This is a genomic window from Phycicoccus mangrovi (assembly GCF_018729305.1).
Taxonomy (GTDB): domain Bacteria; phylum Actinomycetota; class Actinomycetes; order Actinomycetales; family Dermatophilaceae; genus Phycicoccus; species Phycicoccus jejuensis.
Map to the genome: position 1 here is coordinate 23,978 of NZ_JAHHWP010000017.1, position 15,617 is coordinate 39,594.

The 15,617-nt window shown below is 73.6% G+C and carries 12 protein-coding genes; 3 read left to right on the top strand and 9 right to left on the bottom strand.

Annotated elements, in window-relative coordinates; genetic code table 11:
* Positions 1-81: 81 nt before the first annotated feature.
* From coaE to rpsA, 7 genes are all read right to left on the bottom strand, one after another.
* Positions 82-1,287, bottom strand: a complete 1,206-nt coding sequence (coaE, locus tag KMZ30_RS15655; protein ID WP_215513721.1) for a dephospho-CoA kinase — start codon at positions 1,285-1,287, stop codon at positions 82-84.
* Complete coding sequence (locus tag KMZ30_RS15660) at positions 1,284-1,754, bottom strand: PPOX class F420-dependent oxidoreductase (RefSeq protein WP_215513720.1); 471 nt, start codon at positions 1,752-1,754, stop codon at positions 1,284-1,286. Before KMZ30_RS15660 ends, coaE begins: the two co-directional genes overlap by 4 nt.
* Positions 1,755-1,782: 28 nt before the next feature.
* On the bottom strand, positions 1,783-2,874 hold the full coding sequence (locus tag KMZ30_RS15665) for an ABC transporter ATP-binding protein (RefSeq protein ID WP_215513719.1): 1,092 nt from the start codon (positions 2,872-2,874) through the stop codon (positions 1,783-1,785).
* Between the two features lie 13 nt (positions 2,875-2,887).
* Entirely contained in the window at positions 2,888-4,180 is a 1,293-nt protein-coding gene (locus KMZ30_RS15670; RefSeq protein WP_215513718.1) for an ABC transporter substrate-binding protein, read from the bottom strand.
* Positions 4,181-4,257: 77 nt separating this feature from the next.
* Positions 4,258-5,118 carry a carbohydrate ABC transporter permease gene (locus KMZ30_RS15675; RefSeq protein ID WP_308279821.1) on the bottom strand — a complete coding sequence of 287 codons (861 nt, stop codon included), beginning with the start codon at positions 5,116-5,118 and terminating at the stop codon, positions 4,258-4,260.
* Positions 5,115-6,080: a carbohydrate ABC transporter permease gene (locus KMZ30_RS15680; protein ID WP_215520062.1), complete on the bottom strand. Its 966-nt coding sequence runs from the start codon at positions 6,078-6,080 to the stop codon at positions 5,115-5,117. Before KMZ30_RS15680 ends, KMZ30_RS15675 begins: the two co-directional genes overlap by 4 nt.
* Before the next feature lie 168 nt (positions 6,081-6,248).
* The gene (gene rpsA / locus KMZ30_RS15685) at positions 6,249-7,742 is read right to left on the bottom strand and encodes a 30S ribosomal protein S1 (protein ID WP_215513716.1); all 1,494 of its coding nucleotides are present in this window, start codon (positions 7,740-7,742) and stop codon (positions 6,249-6,251) included.
* A 154-nt stretch (positions 7,743-7,896) separates the two neighbouring features.
* Here rpsA and KMZ30_RS15690 point away from each other — a divergent pair, with 154 nt between their 5' ends.
* Complete coding sequence (locus KMZ30_RS15690; RefSeq protein WP_215513715.1) at positions 7,897-8,697, top strand: class I SAM-dependent methyltransferase; 801 nt, start codon at positions 7,897-7,899, stop codon at positions 8,695-8,697.
* A 14-nt stretch (positions 8,698-8,711) separates the two neighbouring features.
* On the opposite strand, the gene KMZ30_RS15695 is transcribed toward KMZ30_RS15690, so the two are convergent.
* Positions 8,712-9,617 carry a PorA family protein gene (locus tag KMZ30_RS15695; protein ID WP_215513714.1) on the bottom strand — a complete coding sequence of 302 codons (906 nt, stop codon included), beginning with the start codon at positions 9,615-9,617 and terminating at the stop codon, positions 8,712-8,714.
* A 144-nt stretch (positions 9,618-9,761) separates the two neighbouring features.
* Here KMZ30_RS15695 and KMZ30_RS15700 point away from each other — a divergent pair, with 144 nt between their 5' ends.
* Together KMZ30_RS15700 and KMZ30_RS15705 are read left to right on the top strand one after the other, a co-directional pair.
* Positions 9,762-10,505 (top strand): class I SAM-dependent methyltransferase, encoded by a 744-nt coding sequence (locus KMZ30_RS15700; protein WP_215513713.1) that lies wholly within the window; start codon positions 9,762-9,764, stop codon positions 10,503-10,505.
* The gene (locus KMZ30_RS15705; RefSeq protein ID WP_215513712.1) at positions 10,502-14,539 is read left to right on the top strand and encodes an alpha-(1->3)-arabinofuranosyltransferase domain-containing protein; all 4,038 of its coding nucleotides are present in this window, start codon (positions 10,502-10,504) and stop codon (positions 14,537-14,539) included. The genes KMZ30_RS15700 and KMZ30_RS15705 overlap by 4 nt, the downstream gene beginning before the upstream one ends.
* Here KMZ30_RS15705 and KMZ30_RS15710 read toward each other — a convergent pair.
* Positions 14,421-15,617, bottom strand: a complete 1,197-nt coding sequence (locus KMZ30_RS15710) for an acyltransferase family protein (protein WP_215513711.1) — start codon at positions 15,615-15,617, stop codon at positions 14,421-14,423. The two genes, KMZ30_RS15705 and KMZ30_RS15710, sit on opposite strands and share 119 nt — an antisense overlap.

Sequence of the window (15,617 nt, forward strand, 5' to 3'; positions counted from 1 at the left end):
CAGTTCGGTCGATGGTGCCCCGGTCCCCTCGCCGGAGCGCGATCGACCCACCCTGTCACACCCCGAGCGGCCCGGGGAGGATCAGGCCCCCGGGGTCCACCCGGTCCGCACGGCCCACGCGTGCGCGCGCGGGTACGCCGCGTCGAACCACGGCTCCTTGGCGTCGGCGTACTCCTCGGTCGTCACGAGGCGGGCCGCGAGGTCGGCCTTGACGGTGGCGTAGGCGTCGCGCTCGGTGGCGTCGGCGCGGAGCCAGTCGCGGAACAGCAGAGCGAACTGCCAACCGGCAGAGCCCACCTCGCGCACGTGGACGTGGGCGACGCGCCCCGGGTCGGACGACCCGTGGAAGCGCTTGGGCCACGGCGCGCCGTCCTTGCCGTGGTCCTCGGTGACGTCCTCGACGCGGACGAACCCCATCCGCGCCATCCCGGCGACGAAGGCGGGGTCGTCGGCGTCGGCGAGGTCCGCGACGCCCACCTGGAGGTCGACGACGTCCTTGGCCGGCAGGTGCGGGACCGCGGTCGACCCGACGTGGTCCAGCGTCACCGCCGCCTCGCCCACGGCGTGCCGGACCCGGGCGAGCAGCCGCGCCGCGGTCGGCGCCCAGGCGGCGTCGGGCGGGCAGAGCACGGGCGCGGGCAGCCGGCTGCGCGTGCCGCTGCGCAGGTTGTCGGCGAAGGGCTCGAGCCGCTCGTGCCACAGCCGGCGCACCGCCGTGGCCAGCGCCTCGGGGCTGCCCTCGTTGGGCAGCCACACGTCGGCGGCGGCGCGGCGCGCCGCGTCGTCGGCCTGCGCGGCGACCCGGGTGCGGGCGTCGGCCTCGTCCATCCCGCGGTCGCGCACCAGTCGGGCCACGCGGACCTCGGCGTCGGCCCCCACGACGACGACGAGGTGGTACTCCCCCGCCATGCCCTTCTCGACGACCAGCGGCATGTCGTGCACGAGGACGCCGCCGTCCGGGACCTCGGCGACGAGCTCGGCCGTGCGCGCCCAGATGGCGGGGTGGGTGATGGCCTCGAGGTCGCGCAGCGCCGCCGGGTCGCCGAACACGATGCGCCCCAGGGCGGCCCGGTCGAGCGAGCCGTCCGGGCGCAGGAGGTGGTCGCCGAAGCGACGGGCGATCTCGGCCAGGGCCGGCTGCCCGGGCTCGACCACCTCCCGGGCCACGGCGTCGGCGTCGACGACGTGGGCACCGAGCCGCGCGAGCTCGCGGGCCGCCGTCGACTTGCCCGAGCCGATGCCGCCGGTCAGACCGACGCGCAGGACCGGGCCGGCGTGGGCGGTCACTCCCCGGCGAGGCGCGCGGGGAAGCCGCCGGTCGCGACCGGTGACCAGCGGGTGGGGGTGATGCGCAGGAGCGACTTGCCCTGCGCGACCATCGCCCGGCGGTACTCGTCCCAGTCGGGGTGCTCGCCGGAGATGTTCCGGAAGTACTCGACGAACGGCTCGACGTCGTCGACCGCGTCGACCACCTCGGCGTCACCGTCGACCTGCACCCACGCCCCGCCGAAGTCGTCGGACAGCACGAGGACGCTGCAGCGTGCGTCCCGACGGGCGTTGCGGACCTTGGCCCGCTCCGGGTAGCTCGTGACGACGATCCGGCCGGCGTCGTCGACCCCGCCGGTGACCGGCGACGCCTGCGGACGACCGTCCGAGGCGCGCGTGGTCATGAGGACCATCTGGTGGCGGGGACGGACGAAGTCGAGGAGCTCGTCGAGCTCGACCGAGGTGTTCGTGGCGATCGTGCGTGGCATGGCTCCACCCTGCCACGCACGACCGCCGTCAGGCGCCCAGCCGCTCGCCGCTCTCGGCGTCGAAGACGTGCGCCTCAGCCTCCAGGGGCCGGACGCGGACGACGTCGCCCACCTCGACCCCGGCCCGCTTCTCGGTCTTGATGGTGACCCGCTCCCCCTCGGCGCCGTCGGTCGAGGGCCGGCGGCCGTAGACGAACGACTCCGAGCCGAGCGCTTCCACGAGCTCGACGGTCAGCTCGAGCGCGCCGGGGTCGTCGGCGCCGGCGATCCGCCACGCCTCCGGGCGCAGCCCGACGACGACGCGGTCGCCGGCCCCCGACGCGACGGACCGGTCGAGCGCGACGGGCACCCCGTGCACCTCGGCCCGGCCCTCACGCACCGGCGCCTCGACGAGGGTGATCGCCGGGGAGCCGATGAACGAGGCGACGAAGGTGTTGACGGGCTTGTCGTAGAGCACCTCCGGGGCGTCGACCTGCTGGAGCCGCCCGTCGCGCAGGACCGCGACCCGGTGGCCCATCGTCATCGCCTCGACCTGGTCGTGCGTCACGTAGACCGTCGTCACCCCGAGCCGGCGCTGCAGCCCGGCGATCTGGCTGCGGGTCGAGACACGCAGCTTGGCGTCGAGGTTGGACAGGGGCTCGTCCATGCAGAACACCTTGGGCTGGCGCACGATCGCCCGGCCCATCGCGACGCGCTGGCGCTGCCCGCCGGAGAGCTGCCCCGGCTTGCGGTGCAGCAGGTCCTCCATCTCGAGGATGCGCGCCGCCTCCTGCACCCGGGTCTTCGTCTCCGCCTTGGAGACACCGGAGTTGTCGAGCGCGAAGGCCATGTTCTGGGCGGCCGTCATGTTCGGGTACAGCGCGTAGCTCTGGAACACCATCGCGATGTCACGGTCGCGCGGACGCACGCCCTGCTGGTCGTGCCCGTCGACGAGGATGCGGCCGCCGTCGACCGGCTCCAGGCCGGCGAGCATCCGCAGGGTCGTGGACTTGCCGCAGCCCGAGGGCCCGACGAGGACGAGGAACTCGCCGTCCTCGATGTCGAGGGTCACCGCGTCGACCGCCGGGGCGGCGTCCTTGGCGTAGCGGCGGGTCGCCGCGTCGAAGTAGACGGTTGCCATCGGGTGGCTCTCCTCAGAGCTTGGACTTGATCTGGTTGTCGAACACCTGCCGGCTCTCCGTGTCGAGGCCGGCGAAGACGGTCGCCACGTCCTGGCCCTGCGCGACCTGGTCCAGGCCCTTCCCGATGCGGGCACCGCCACCGGGCAGGAGGACGCGGACGTTGTCCTGCGAGCGGGTCTGCGGCAGCTGGTCGATCGCGGTCTTGGCGTTGGGGTTCTTCGCGAGGTAGTCCTTCTCGGCGGGCAGCTCGACGGCCGACTTGCGCACCGGCATGTACCCGGTCGCCTGCGTGAAGGTCACCGTGCTCTCGGCGTTCGTGAGGAACTCGGCGAGCTTGACGGCGTTGGCCTTGCGCGCGTCCGAGATGTTCGCCGGGATGCCGAGGCCCGCGCCACCGGTCGGGCAGTTGCCCTCACCGGGCAGGAACGCGGTGCCGACCTCGAACTTCGCGTCCTTCGTGATGCCGCCGAGCGAACCGGTCGACTGGAGGATGCAGCCGGCGAGCCCGGCGGAGAAGTCGGCCTCGGGGGTGGCGTTGAACTTGACGACGCCGGCCTTCGCGAGGTCCTGGAGGTACTGCCCGGCCTTGACCGTGCCCTCGGCGGAGAACGTCGGCGTCCACTCCTGCGAGTACCCGCCGCCGTAGCCCCACGCCATGTTCTGGAAGTGCCAGTCGAGGTAGTTCGAGCCGTCGGGCAGCTCCATCGCGAACTTGCCGTTGCCCGCCGCCGCCTTGAGCGCGTCGGACCACTCCTTGAACTCGTCCCAGTCCTTCGGGCCGCGGTCCTCGAGGCCGGCCTTGGACCAGATCTCCTTGTTGTAGTAGAAGAGCGGGGTCGAGCGCGAGTACGGCAGCGCGAAGTGGCCGCCGTCGAAGAGGTAGTCGCCGTAGAGCGCGTCGACGTAGTCGGCGGTGTCGATCTTCGCCGTCGACAGCAGGTCGTCGAGCGGGGTCAGCTGCTTGTTGAGGGCGAAGTTGAACCACGTGACGTCGGAGACGACGACGAGGTCGGGCAGGGTGCCCCCGACGAGCGCGCCGTTGAACTTCTGCGCGACCTCCTCGTAGTTCTTGCCGGCGTCGACGAGCTTGACGGTGATGCCGGGGTTCGCCTTCTGGAACGCGGCGATGAGCTCCTGCTCGACCGGCTTGCTGTTGCCGGGGTGGTTGCTCCAGAGCTCGAGCGTCGTGCCGTCGCCGCCCTGGTCCGAGGTGGCGCTGGTGCCGGTGCCGGCGCAGGCGCTGAGACCGGCGGCGCCCGCGACGCCGGCGAGGCCGAGGAACCCTCGGCGGGTGACGTTGTTCATGGTGGTGCCCTCCCTGTGGTCCGGGTCTGGTCGCCCGGGGTGGATGTGCGTCGTGGGTGTCGGTGGGGTGGTGCGGGTCAGCTCTTGACGGCCCCCGCGGTGAGGCCCTTGATCATCTGGCGCTGCAGGACGAGGAAGAGGACGAGCACGGGCAGCATCGCGAGCACCGTGCCGGCCATCACCGGTCCCCAGTTCGTCACGCCGTCGTTGTTCTGCAGCAGGGTCAGGCCGACCGGCAGCGGCGCGGTGCGCTGGTCGTCGGACATGAGGAACGGCCAGAGGTACTCGTTCCACTCGTTGACGACGGTGATGAGCGAGAAGGCGACGAGCGTCGGCCACGACATCGGCAGCACGACCCGCCACAGCAGCTTGATCGGCCCCGCCCCGTCCAGCCGCGCCGCCTCGATGATCTCGCCCGGCAGGCTGAGGAACTGGTTGCGCATGAGGAAGGTCCCGAAGGCCACCCCCGCGAGCGGCACGATGATGCCCTGGAAGGTGTTGCGCCAGCCGAGCTGGGCGACGAGCGCGTAGTTGCTGATCACCGTGATCTGGTTCGGCACCATGAGCGCCGCGATGACCACGAGGAAGACGAGGTTGCGCCCCGGGAAGCGCAGCAGCGAGAGCGCGTAGGCGCTGATGACGCCGAGGACGATCTTCGACGCCGACAGGACGAGCGTGATGATGACCGAGTTGCGGAAGTAGTCGAGGAACGGGATCCGCGTCGTCACGTCGTGGTAGTTCGCGGTCGTCGCGGGGTCGGGCAGCCACTGCGCCGGCTGCACGTAGATGTCGCCGCGCTCCTTGAGCGAGGTGATGACGATCCAGAACAGCGGGACGCCGACGAGGAGCAGGACGGCGACCATCCCGGCGTAGCCGGCGACGGTCATCCCGCGGGAGCGGTGCGAGGCGGCCTCGGCCCCGTGCGCGCGGGCCCTCACGAGCGCTGCCCCCGGTCCATGATCCGCACCTGGACGACGGTGACGAGCAGGAGGATGAGGAACATGACCGTCGCGACCGTCGCGCCGTAGCCGGCCCGCTGGTTGACGAAGGTCTCGCGGTACACCTGGTAGACGAGGGTCATCGTGCCGTCGCCCACGGGCCCGCCGCGGGTCATCACGTTGATGATGTCGAAGACCTGGACCGAGCTGAGCAGCACCGTGATGGAGAGGAAGAAGGTCGTCGGGCGCAGCTGCGTCAGGAGCACCTTGCGGAAGTGCGTCCACGGGGAGGCGCCGTCGATCTCGGCGGCCTCGTCGAGGTCGGCGCGCCGGCCCTGGAGGGCGGCGAGGTAGATGACGAAGGTGTAGCCGAGGTTCTTCCAGATGTAGGTGAAGGTCACCATGAACAACGCCCAGCCCGAGCGCTGGTAGAAGTCCGGCGCCTCGACCCCGATGCGGGCGAGCAGGTCCCGGACCAGCCCGAAGCTCGGGTCGAAGACGAACTGGAACGCGACGCCGACCGCCGCGCCCGAGATGACGAACGGGGCGAAGACCGCCGAGCGGACGAGGTTCCTCCCCCGCAGCCGCTGGTCGAGGAGGATCGCCAGGCCGAGGCCGAGGGCCATCGAGATGCCGACCGTCGCGACCGTGAAGACCAGCGTGTTGCCGAGGACGGTGCGGGTGTCCTCGCGGCCGAACCACTCGACGTAGTTCGCGACCCCGACCGGGTTCGCGACCGGCGCCGAGATGTTCCAGTCCGTGAAGGACAGCCGGATGTTGTCCAGCAGCGGCCGGTAGGTGAAGACGACGAGCAGGACGAGGTTCGGGGCGAGGAGCAGCGCGGCGAGGGACCACTCCCAGGCGCGTCCGGACGAGCGTCGCGGAGGGGGGCCGACCGGCTCGGGTGGGCCGGTGGTTCCCCCTCGCGCGACATCGGGCTGGGTCGTCGACGTCGGCGGCACGTGCGCGACCCTAACCGCGCGGGTCGACCGACGGGGGCTTGGAGGTGAACGAGTTCCGTCCGGAAGGTGACATCCGTGAACTGCTCACCCCGGGCACGGGCGAGGGGCCCGGACCGTGTGGTCCGGGCCCCTCGTGGCAGAGCCGGTGCGCCGTGGCGGCGCGGTGGCTCAGTTGCCGGTGAGCTTCTCGCGCAGGGCGGCGAGGGCCTCGTCCGAGGCGAGCGTGCCCTCGGACTGCACGGCCTGCTGCGGACGCGGCGAGCTGTCGCTCGAGGAGGACGAGCCCGACTCCGAGGAGTACGAGGTCTCGGCGCTGCCGCCGGCGGCCTCCGCGTCGGCCTTGGCGAACGCCTCGACCTGGGCACGGTGCGCCTCCCAGCGGGCGTGCGCCTCGGCGTACTGCTTCTCCCAGGCCTCGCGCTGGGTCTCGAAGCCCTCGAGCCACTCGTTGGTCTCCGGGTCGAAGCCCTCGGGGTACTTGTAGTTGCCCTGCTCGTCGTACTCCGCGGCCATGCCGTAGAGGGTCGGGTCGAACTCGACCTGGCCGGCGCCGTCCTCGTTCGCCTGCTTGAGCGAGAGCGAGATGCGGCGACGCTCGAGGTCGATGTCGATGACCTTGACGAAGATCTCCTGGCCGACGGTGACGACCTGCTCGGGCAGCTCGACGTGGCGCTCGGCGAGCTCGGAGATGTGGACCAGGCCCTCGATGCCGTCGTCGACGCGCACGAACGCACCGAACGGGACGAGCTTGGTGACCTTGCCCGGGACGACCTGGCCGATCGCGTGGGTCCGGGCGAAGTGCTGCCACGGGTCCTCCTGCGTCGCCTTGAGCGACAGGGAGACGCGCTCGCGGTCCATGTCGACGTCCAGGACCTCGACCTTGACCTCGTCGCCGACCTCGACGACCTCGGACGGGTGGTCGATGTGCTTCCAGGACAGCTCGGAGACGTGGACGAGGCCGTCGACCCCGCCGAGGTCGACGAACGCACCGAAGTTGACGATCGAGGACACGACACCCGTGCGGACCTGGCCCTTGCCGAGCTCCTTGAGGAACGTCGTGCGGACCTCGGACTGCGTCTGCTCGAGCCACGCACGGCGCGACAGGACCACGTTGTTGCGGTTCTTGTCGAGCTCGATGATCTTGGCCTCGATCTCCTTGCCGACGTACGGCTGGAGGTCGCGGACGCGGCGCATCTCGACGAGGGACGCCGGGAGGAAGCCGCGCAGGCCGATGTCGAGGATGAGGCCACCCTTGACGACCTCGATGACGGTGCCGGTGACGACGCCGTCCTCCTCCTTGATCTTCTCGATCGTGCCCCAGGCGCGCTCGTACTGGGCGCGCTTCTTGGACAGGATCAGGCGACCCTCCTTGTCCTCCTTCTGGAGGACGAGGGCCTCGACCTCGTCGCCCACGGCGACGACCTCGTTGGGGTCGACGTCGTGCTTGATGGACAGCTCGCGCGAGGGGATGACGCCCTCGGTCTTGTAGCCGATGTCGAGCAGGACCTCGTCCCGGTCGACCTTGACGATGCGACCCTCGACGATGTCGCCGTCGTTGAAGTGCTTGATCGTCGCGTCGATGGCGGCGAGGAGGTCTTCCTCAGATCCGATGTCGTTGATCGCGATCTGGGGGGCGGTCGTGTCGACCGTGCTGGCAGTCATGTAGTAGGAACTCCGATGTGGACAGATGGAATCGATGGGATGCTTCGCGCGCACGCGTGACCCACGCAGGGCACACGTGTGCTCGGCCAGCCTACTCGGCTCCGGGCGCAGCGGGCAAAACGTCCGGGACGGTGGCGGTCGGGGACGCCCGCCGATGACGTCCGAGGCGGGCCGCCGGGCCGTCGGCGCCGACGAGACCCGGGCGGCCAACCGGTCGTGGTGGGACGGCGAGGCCGACGACTACTACACCGAGCACGGCGCCTTCCTCGGCGACGACTCCTTCGTCTGGGGGCCCGAGGGCTGGACCGAGGCCGAGCTGGACCTGCTCGGCGTCCGCGACGGGATGACCGTGCTCGAGATCGGCGCGGGCGCGGCGCAGTGCTCGCGCTGGCTGGCGCGCACCCACGACGTGCGGGTCGTCGCGAGCGACCTGTCGGCCGGGATGCTGCGCACCGGGCGCCGGCTCGACGCGAGCGCGGGTGGCGCCCCGCTCCCCCTCCTCCAGTGCGACGGGGCGGTCCTCCCCCTCGCGGATGCGTCGGTCGACCGCGTGTTCACCGCCTACGGGGTCATCCCCTTCGTCGCGGACAGCGCCGCGGTGCTGCGCGAGGCCGCCCGCGTGCTGCGGCCGGGCGGACGCTTCGTCTTCTCGACGTCGCACCCGGTGCGCTGGGCCTTCCCCGACGTGCCCGGGCCGGCCGGGCTGACGGTGTCACAGTCGTACTTCGACCGCACGCCCTACGTCGAGAGCGAGGCCGGCGTCGTCACGTACACCGAGCACCACCGCACCCTCGGCGACCTCGTGCGCCAGGTCGTGGCGGCCGGGCTCGTGCTCGTCGACCTCGTCGAGCCGGAGTGGCCCGAGCGCAACGAGGCCGAGTGGGGCGGCTGGTCGCCCCTGCGCGGGAGGGTCCTGCCGGGGACGGCGATCCTCGTCACCGAGCGCCCGGCCTGACCCTCCCCGCGAGGTCAGCCGCGGACGCGCTCGGGCTCGCGCGTCGCGTGCGCCGCGCCGCCGCGCGACTCGGCCATCCGGAGGAAGACGCCACCGGCCAGGGCGAGCAGGGCCAGGACCCCGAGGGCGATCGGCGCCCAGCCGAGGACCGACAGCTGCGCGTTGTTCGCCTTCGCGTCCTCGACGTTCTTCTTCACCGTGTCGGCCGTGTACGCCAGCGTGATGTCCAGCGCGGAGGCGCCGTCCTCGAGCGTGCGGACCTGGTGCTCCTTGGTGTCGAGGATCGAGCCGGTCCCCCGGTCGATCCACAGGGTCTTGTCGTCCGAGTACAGGCCGGAGACGCCCTTGCTCACCTCGGCCGGCTGGTCGGTCACCGTGACGCGGTACCGGTAGGCGGGGACGCCGTCGACGTCCTCCTCGCCGTCGTAGACGGCCTCGACGCCGCGACCGAGCAGGCCGTCCCAGTAGGTGTAGGTCTTCGGCTCCGGGTCGAAGGGCCACTTGTTGACGACGCCCTCGTGCGGCTCGACCCCGAAGTCGCCCGACTGCTCCGCCGGCACGCTCTCGGCGCTCGTGCGGTTCGTCGCGAACCGGTCCGAGCTGAGCGTCAGCGTGCGCTCGTCGTCCCCGCTCAGGCAGTCCGGCGAGTTGCCGTCGGGGTTGCGGATCACGCACGTGAAGGTGTCGAACACGACGACGTCCGAGGTGGAGGTCTTGCCGTCCGCGACCGTGTGGTTGAGCGCCTTGACGGGCACCTCCGGCGCCCCGAGGTAGGAGGCGGTCCCCGTGAGACGGGTCTCGGAGTCGACGTCGAGCGGCGTCTTCTTGAGCATCCCGGGCGCGACGGTCGCCGTCAGCACGGCGGCGACGGCGAGGAAGCCGAACAACCCCAACAGGACCAAACCGACGGTTTTGCGCATGGTGGGGCTGCTCCTAGCTCTCCGTTGAGAAATCCGGGCAAGGTTACCAACGGGTAGACGCTCTGTCACCGCTTTCGCGAGGCGCGTCGTGGCGTGTCCCGGGACGGCCTCCGGGGCACGGGGGCGTCGGGTACGGTCCCGCGTGTGACCTCCCCGCCGTCCCCCTCGTGGGCGCCGACCCTGGGACGCTCGGTCCGCCTGCTGCGCGAGTTCCGGTACGAGCAGCCGGACCCGGACCGGTTCTACTCCGCGCTCGCCGAGGACTCCGTCGCCCAGCTCGGCTCCTGGACCGACCTCGACGGTCGGGTCGTCCTCGACGTCGGCGGGGGCCCGGGCTACTTCGCGCGCGCGTTCGAGGCCGCCGGGGCGCGCTACTGCGCGGTCGACGCCGCCGTCGGCGAGCTGACCGGTCGCGGGTCCGCCCCGGGCAACACGCTGCTCGGCAGCGGTCTCGAGCTCCCGTTCGCCGACGCCAGCGTCGACGTCGCCTACTCCTCCAACGTGCTCGAGCACGTGCCCGACCCGTGGCGGATGGCCGACGAGATGCTCCGGGTCACCCGGCCCGGGGGCCTGACCTTCATCTCGTTCACCGTGTGGCTCGGTCCCTGGGGCGGCCACGAGACCGCTCCGTGGCACTACCTCGGGGGACACCGGGCCCGACGTCGCTACGTCCGGCGGACGGGACACGAGCCGAAGAACCGCTTCGGCGAGAGCCTGTTCCCGGTCTCGGTCACCGCGACCCGTCGCTGGGCGGACCGACAGCGCCGCGGCGAGGTCCTCGCCTTCGCCCCGCGGTACCACCCGTCGTGGGCCCGGGGCGTGGTGCACGTCCCCGGCGTGCGCGAGATCGTGACCTGGAACCTCATGGTCGTGCTCCGCCGCCGATGACCGACCCCGCCGCGGGACCCGTGTGGCGGTGGCGACGGGCCGCCGTCGCCGCCGCCCTCGTCGCGCTGTGCTTCCTCCAGGACGCGGGGCGGATCGTCCCCGACACCAAGCTCGACCTCGTCGTCGACCCCGTCCGCTTCCTCGGCCGCGCGCTGTCGGTGTGGGACGACACGGGCTTCGCCGGACAGCTGCAGAACCAGGCCTACGGCTACCTGGCCCCGATGGGACCCTTCTTCGCCGCCGGCGGTGCGCTGCTGGACCCCTGGGTCGTCCAGCGCCTGTGGTGGGCCCTGCTGCTCGTCACCGCCTTCCTCGGCCTGGACCGCCTGGCCCGGGCCCTCGACATCGGCTCGCCCGCGACGCGGATGCTCGCAGCCGTCGCCTTCGCCCTCTCCCCGCGGGTCGTCTCGGTCCTCGGGCCCGTGTCGGCCGAGGCCTGGCCGATGGCCCTCGCCCCGTGGGTGCTCCTGCCCCTCGTCGAGGTGTTCCGGCGCGGGCGGTCCCCACTGCGCGGAGGAGTCGAGGCCGCGCTGCCGGTGCTGCTCATGGGCGGTGTCAACGCGGCGCTCGACCTCGCGGCGGTGCTGCCGGCCGCGCTCTACCTGCTGACCCGACCGTTCTCGTCCCGGACCGGCCGGACGTGGCTCGCGTGGGTCGGGGCGACCGCCCTCGCCACCGCCTGGTGGGTCGTGCCCCTGCTCATCCTCGGCCGCTACAGCCCGCCCTTCCTCGACTACATCGAGTCCGCGTCGACGACGACCCTCGTCACCTCCCTGGCCGACTCGCTGCGCGGCGCGAGCCAGTGGGTCGCCTACCTGCCCCCGGGGCTGGGCGGTACCTGGCGCGCGGGCCAGGACCTCGTCGTGCAGCCGCCCCTCGTGCTCTACTCCATGCTCGTCGCGGCCGCCGGGCTCGCCGGCCTCGCCCTCCCCGGTCTGCGGGAACGCCGCTGGCTGGTCCTCACGCTCTCCACGTCGCTCGTCGTGCTGACGGCCGGTCACGCCGCCACCTTCGGCTCGCCGGTCGACGGTCCGGTGCGCGACCTCCTGGACGGCCCGCTGGCGCCCCTGCGCAACGTCCACAAGTTCGACGTGGGCGTGCGGCTGGCCCTGGCGCTCGGGCTGGCGCACCTCCTCGCGGTCGCGCCGGCCGGCCTCCGCCGGCTCGCCGGCGGACCACGGCTCGTCGTCGGGCTCGTCGGGGTCGTCGTGCTCGCGGTGGGCTTCGCGGGCGCCGGACCGTTCCTCACCGACCGCGTCGCCCCGCGCGGCTCCTTCACGGAGGTCCCCGGCTACTGGGCCGACGCCGGGCGCTGGCTCGAGGAGCACCCGGCGGGCCGGACGCTCCTCGCCCCGCAGTCCCGGTTCGCCAGCTACGCGTGGGGCCTGCCGGGCGACGAGCCGCTCCAGGCCCTGACCCGGGCGTCCTGGGACGTCCGCAACGCCGTGCCGCTGACCCCTCCGGGGCACGTCCGCCTGCTCGACGCCGTGAGCGAGGCGTGGGAGACCGGCGGCTCGGTGCCCGGCCTCTCCGCGCTCCTCGCCCGCTCGGGCGTGGGGTACGTGCTCGTCCGGCACGACCTCGACACGCAGGCGGCGGGGGCCCCGCGCCCGGAGCTCGTCGACGCCGTCCTCGGCGCCTCCCCCGGCTTCACACGGGTGGCCGGGTTCGGCCCCCGCGTCGGTCGTCCCGACCCCGCCCTCGGGCGACCGCTGCGCAGCCCGGCGGTGGCCGACGCGCAGGTCGTCGAGGTCTGGCGCGTCGAGCCCGGACCGGCCCGCGCCACCGCCGCCGCCCCCGACGACGTCGTGGAGCTCCTCGGCGGGCCCGAGGGGCTCCTTCGGGCGGAGGAGGCCGGCGTGCTCGACGGAGCGCCCACCGTCCTCGGGGTCGACCGGGTCCCCGAGCTGCCGACCGGCCGGGTCGTCCTCACCGACAGCCTGGCGCGTCGCGAGGTCGACGTGGGACGCTCCGCCGCCGACCGCTCCGCCGTCCTTGCCGCGGACGACGACGGCACCCTGGGCACGGCGGCGCGCGAGTGGACGGTCGGCGGGGACGCCTCCGACGAGACGTCCGCCGTCTGGCTCGGTGCCCGGTCGGTGACGGCCAGCTCGTCCGCCTCCTCGCTCGGCGGCCGGCAGCCGGCCCAGCGCTGGCGCAGCCCGGCCCAGGCCTTCGACGGCGACCCGGACACCGCCTGGTGGCCCGTCGCCGAGGACCGCGCACCGACCCTCACCGTGCGCTACGCCGGCCCGGTCGTCCCGGGGCGGGTCACCGTGACGCTCGCCGGGGACGGCAGCCCGCCCTCCGGGACGGTGCGGATCGGGGACGGCACCACGGAGACCGACGTCCGGGTCGCCGACGGGCGCGCGGTCCTGCGCGTCGACCGGCCCGTGTCGACCCTCACCGTGCAGGCGCCCGGCGCGACCGGGGTGGCGGAGGTGGACGTGACGGGCGCGCCGGTGCGGTCCGCCCGCCGCACGCCGGCCCTCGACGTGACCAACCGCCCCAGCGCGGTCGTGCTCGCGAGCGACCCCGGCCACCGCGACGGCTGCGTCGGGCCGTTCGAGCGGCTGACCTGCGACCCGCTGCTCGCCGCCCGCTCCGAGGAGGAGGCCGGGCTCGTCCGCGTGCTGCCGGTCACCGGCCGGGACCGCTACGCGCCGGCGCTGACGGTGCGCCCGGTCGGCGGTCCCGCCCTGGACGCGCGCATCGCCCGCGCCGCAGGGCTCGGCGTCGAGGTGACGTCGTCCTCCAGCGGCGTCACGTCCCCGGGCGGCTCGGCGCTCGCGGCCGTCGACGGCCTCACGACGACCACCTGGACGGCCGCCGCCGGCGACGACACCCCCTCGCTGACCCTCCGCTGGGACGGCGCGCGACGCCTCTCGCGCGTCGCCCTCCGTACGGCGGACGACGCGCGCGCGTCGCGTCCGACGACGGTCCGCGTGCGGGCCGGTGACGTCGACGTGCTGCGCGCCGTCGGCTCCGACGGGACGGTCGAGCTGCCCCCCACCCGGACCGACTCCCTGACCGTGACGGTCCTCGGGTCCAGCGGTCGACCCGGGCTGGACCCCGTCGACGGCACCCAGCAGCTGCTGCCGGTGGGCGTCACGGAGCTCGAGGTCCCCGGGGTGACGAGTGGCGTCGTCGAGGGGACGACGGAGGTGCGGTGGCGCTGCGGCGAGGGCCCCGAGGTGGAGGTCGGCGGGGTCCGCCTGCCGACCGCGGTCACCACGACGGTCGCCGACCTCGCCACCGGCACCGAGGTCCCCGCGCGCGTCTGCGGCTCCGACGCGGTCGTGCTGGACGGCGAGACGGTCGTGTCGGTGGAGCGCACCGACACCCTCGCCCCCGCCCGCCTCTCGCTCGTCGGCTCCACCTGGACCACCCCGGTCCCGGCCCGGCCCGCGAGCACTACCGGCGGCGGGACCGAGGTCACCGTGACGGCGCCCCCCGGGGTCGACGCCGGTGCGACGCTGCTCACCCGACCGCTCAACACCAACCCCGGGTGGGTCGCCGACGACCCGCGGGTGACGCCGGTCGTCGTCGACGGATGGCAGCAGGGCTTCGTGGTGCCCGCCGGCGACACCGCCGTCAGCGCACGCTTCGCCCCGGCCGGTCTCTATCGGGGCGCGGTCGTCGGCGGGCTCGCCCTCGCCGCGCTCGTCGCGCTCGCCGCCCTCTGGTCGCGGCGTCGTCGGACGCCCGCAGGCGCCACCGTGGCCGTGGCCGGGCGGGGGCTGCCCCGCCCCCTGCGGTGGTCGGCCGTCGTGGTCACCGCCGGTCTGCTCGGCGGGGTCGCCGGGCTCGCGCTCGTCGTCGCGACGGCCTCCGCCACCGGGTGGGCAGGCCGCCGCCGCACCGCACGTCACCGGGCGGGCGTCGTGGGCCTTCTCCTCGTCGTGGCCGGCGTCCTCATGGCCGCGGCCCCGTGGGGGTCCGCGCGGCATGACGCGCTGGCCCCGGCGGTCCAGCTGCTCGGTCTCGCCGCCGTCGTCCTGACCCTGGTGCCGCTCCCCCGCCGCGACCGGTGAGGCGGGCGAGCACCAGGTGCAGCGGGGCCGCCACCGCGAGGCTCGCCAGGAGGGTCACGACGAAGACCACGGCGGTGTCACCGGTGAAGGTGCGGTAGCCGAGGACGTCCATGACGCCCTCGATGACGACGAGGTGCACGAGGAACAGCTCGTAGGACACCCGCCCGAGCCACTGCAGCGCCGGGTGGCGCAGCCAGGTCACGAGCGGGGACGCCGAGCGGGCGACGAGCGGGGCGAGGACGCACGCCGCGACCCCCGCGTAGAGCAGCGACTTGAGGGTCGCGGCGCCCGCCTGCGCCGGGACGAGGGTCGCCGGCCCGGCCGCCGGCGTGCTCGCCACGAGGAAGAGCCCGGCACCGACGAGCCACACCGACCCCGGGGCACGCGCGGCTCCCGGGAGGTCGGCGCTCCCCGTGGCCTCGCGCTCGACGGCGAGGACGCACAGCGCCATCCCCGCGACGAACCACACGAGGTGACCGGGCAGCCAGTACTGCGCCTCGAGCGGAGCGTCCCAGCGCGCGCGCAGCACCCACCAGAGCGGGCTCACCGCCCCGAGGCCGCCGAGGACCGTGAGCCGCGCCCGGGTGGAGCGCAGCCGCGCGAGGAGCGGGGCGAGGACCGGGAGGACGAGGTAGAAGGAGACCTCCACCGCGAGGCTCCACATCTGGGTGAGGCCGAGGTGCTGCTCGGCCCCGGGATAGATCTGGGTGAGGGTCAGCGTCCGGACCAGGTCCCCGAGCCCGTTCCCGGACGGCGACGCCACGAACAGGTAGGCGGCGGCGACGGCCACGAGGTAGCCCGGCAGGATGCGGGTCGCGCGGGCCCACGCGTACGACCGCGCGCTCGGCGGCGTGCCGGCCCCGGCGGCGGCCGCGAGCCAGGGGCGCAGGAGGAGGAACCCGGAGAGCGCGAAGAAGACCGCCACGCCGACGTCGAGGCGGGCCAGGACGAGCCCGAGGGTGCTCTCGTCGTACCGACCGGTCCAGTAGGCGGCGTGCGTCCCCACGACGGCCAGGGCGGCCAGCCCGCGGACGGCGGTGAGCTCGGGGTAGCGCCCGGTCCCGGGACGCAGCGGCAT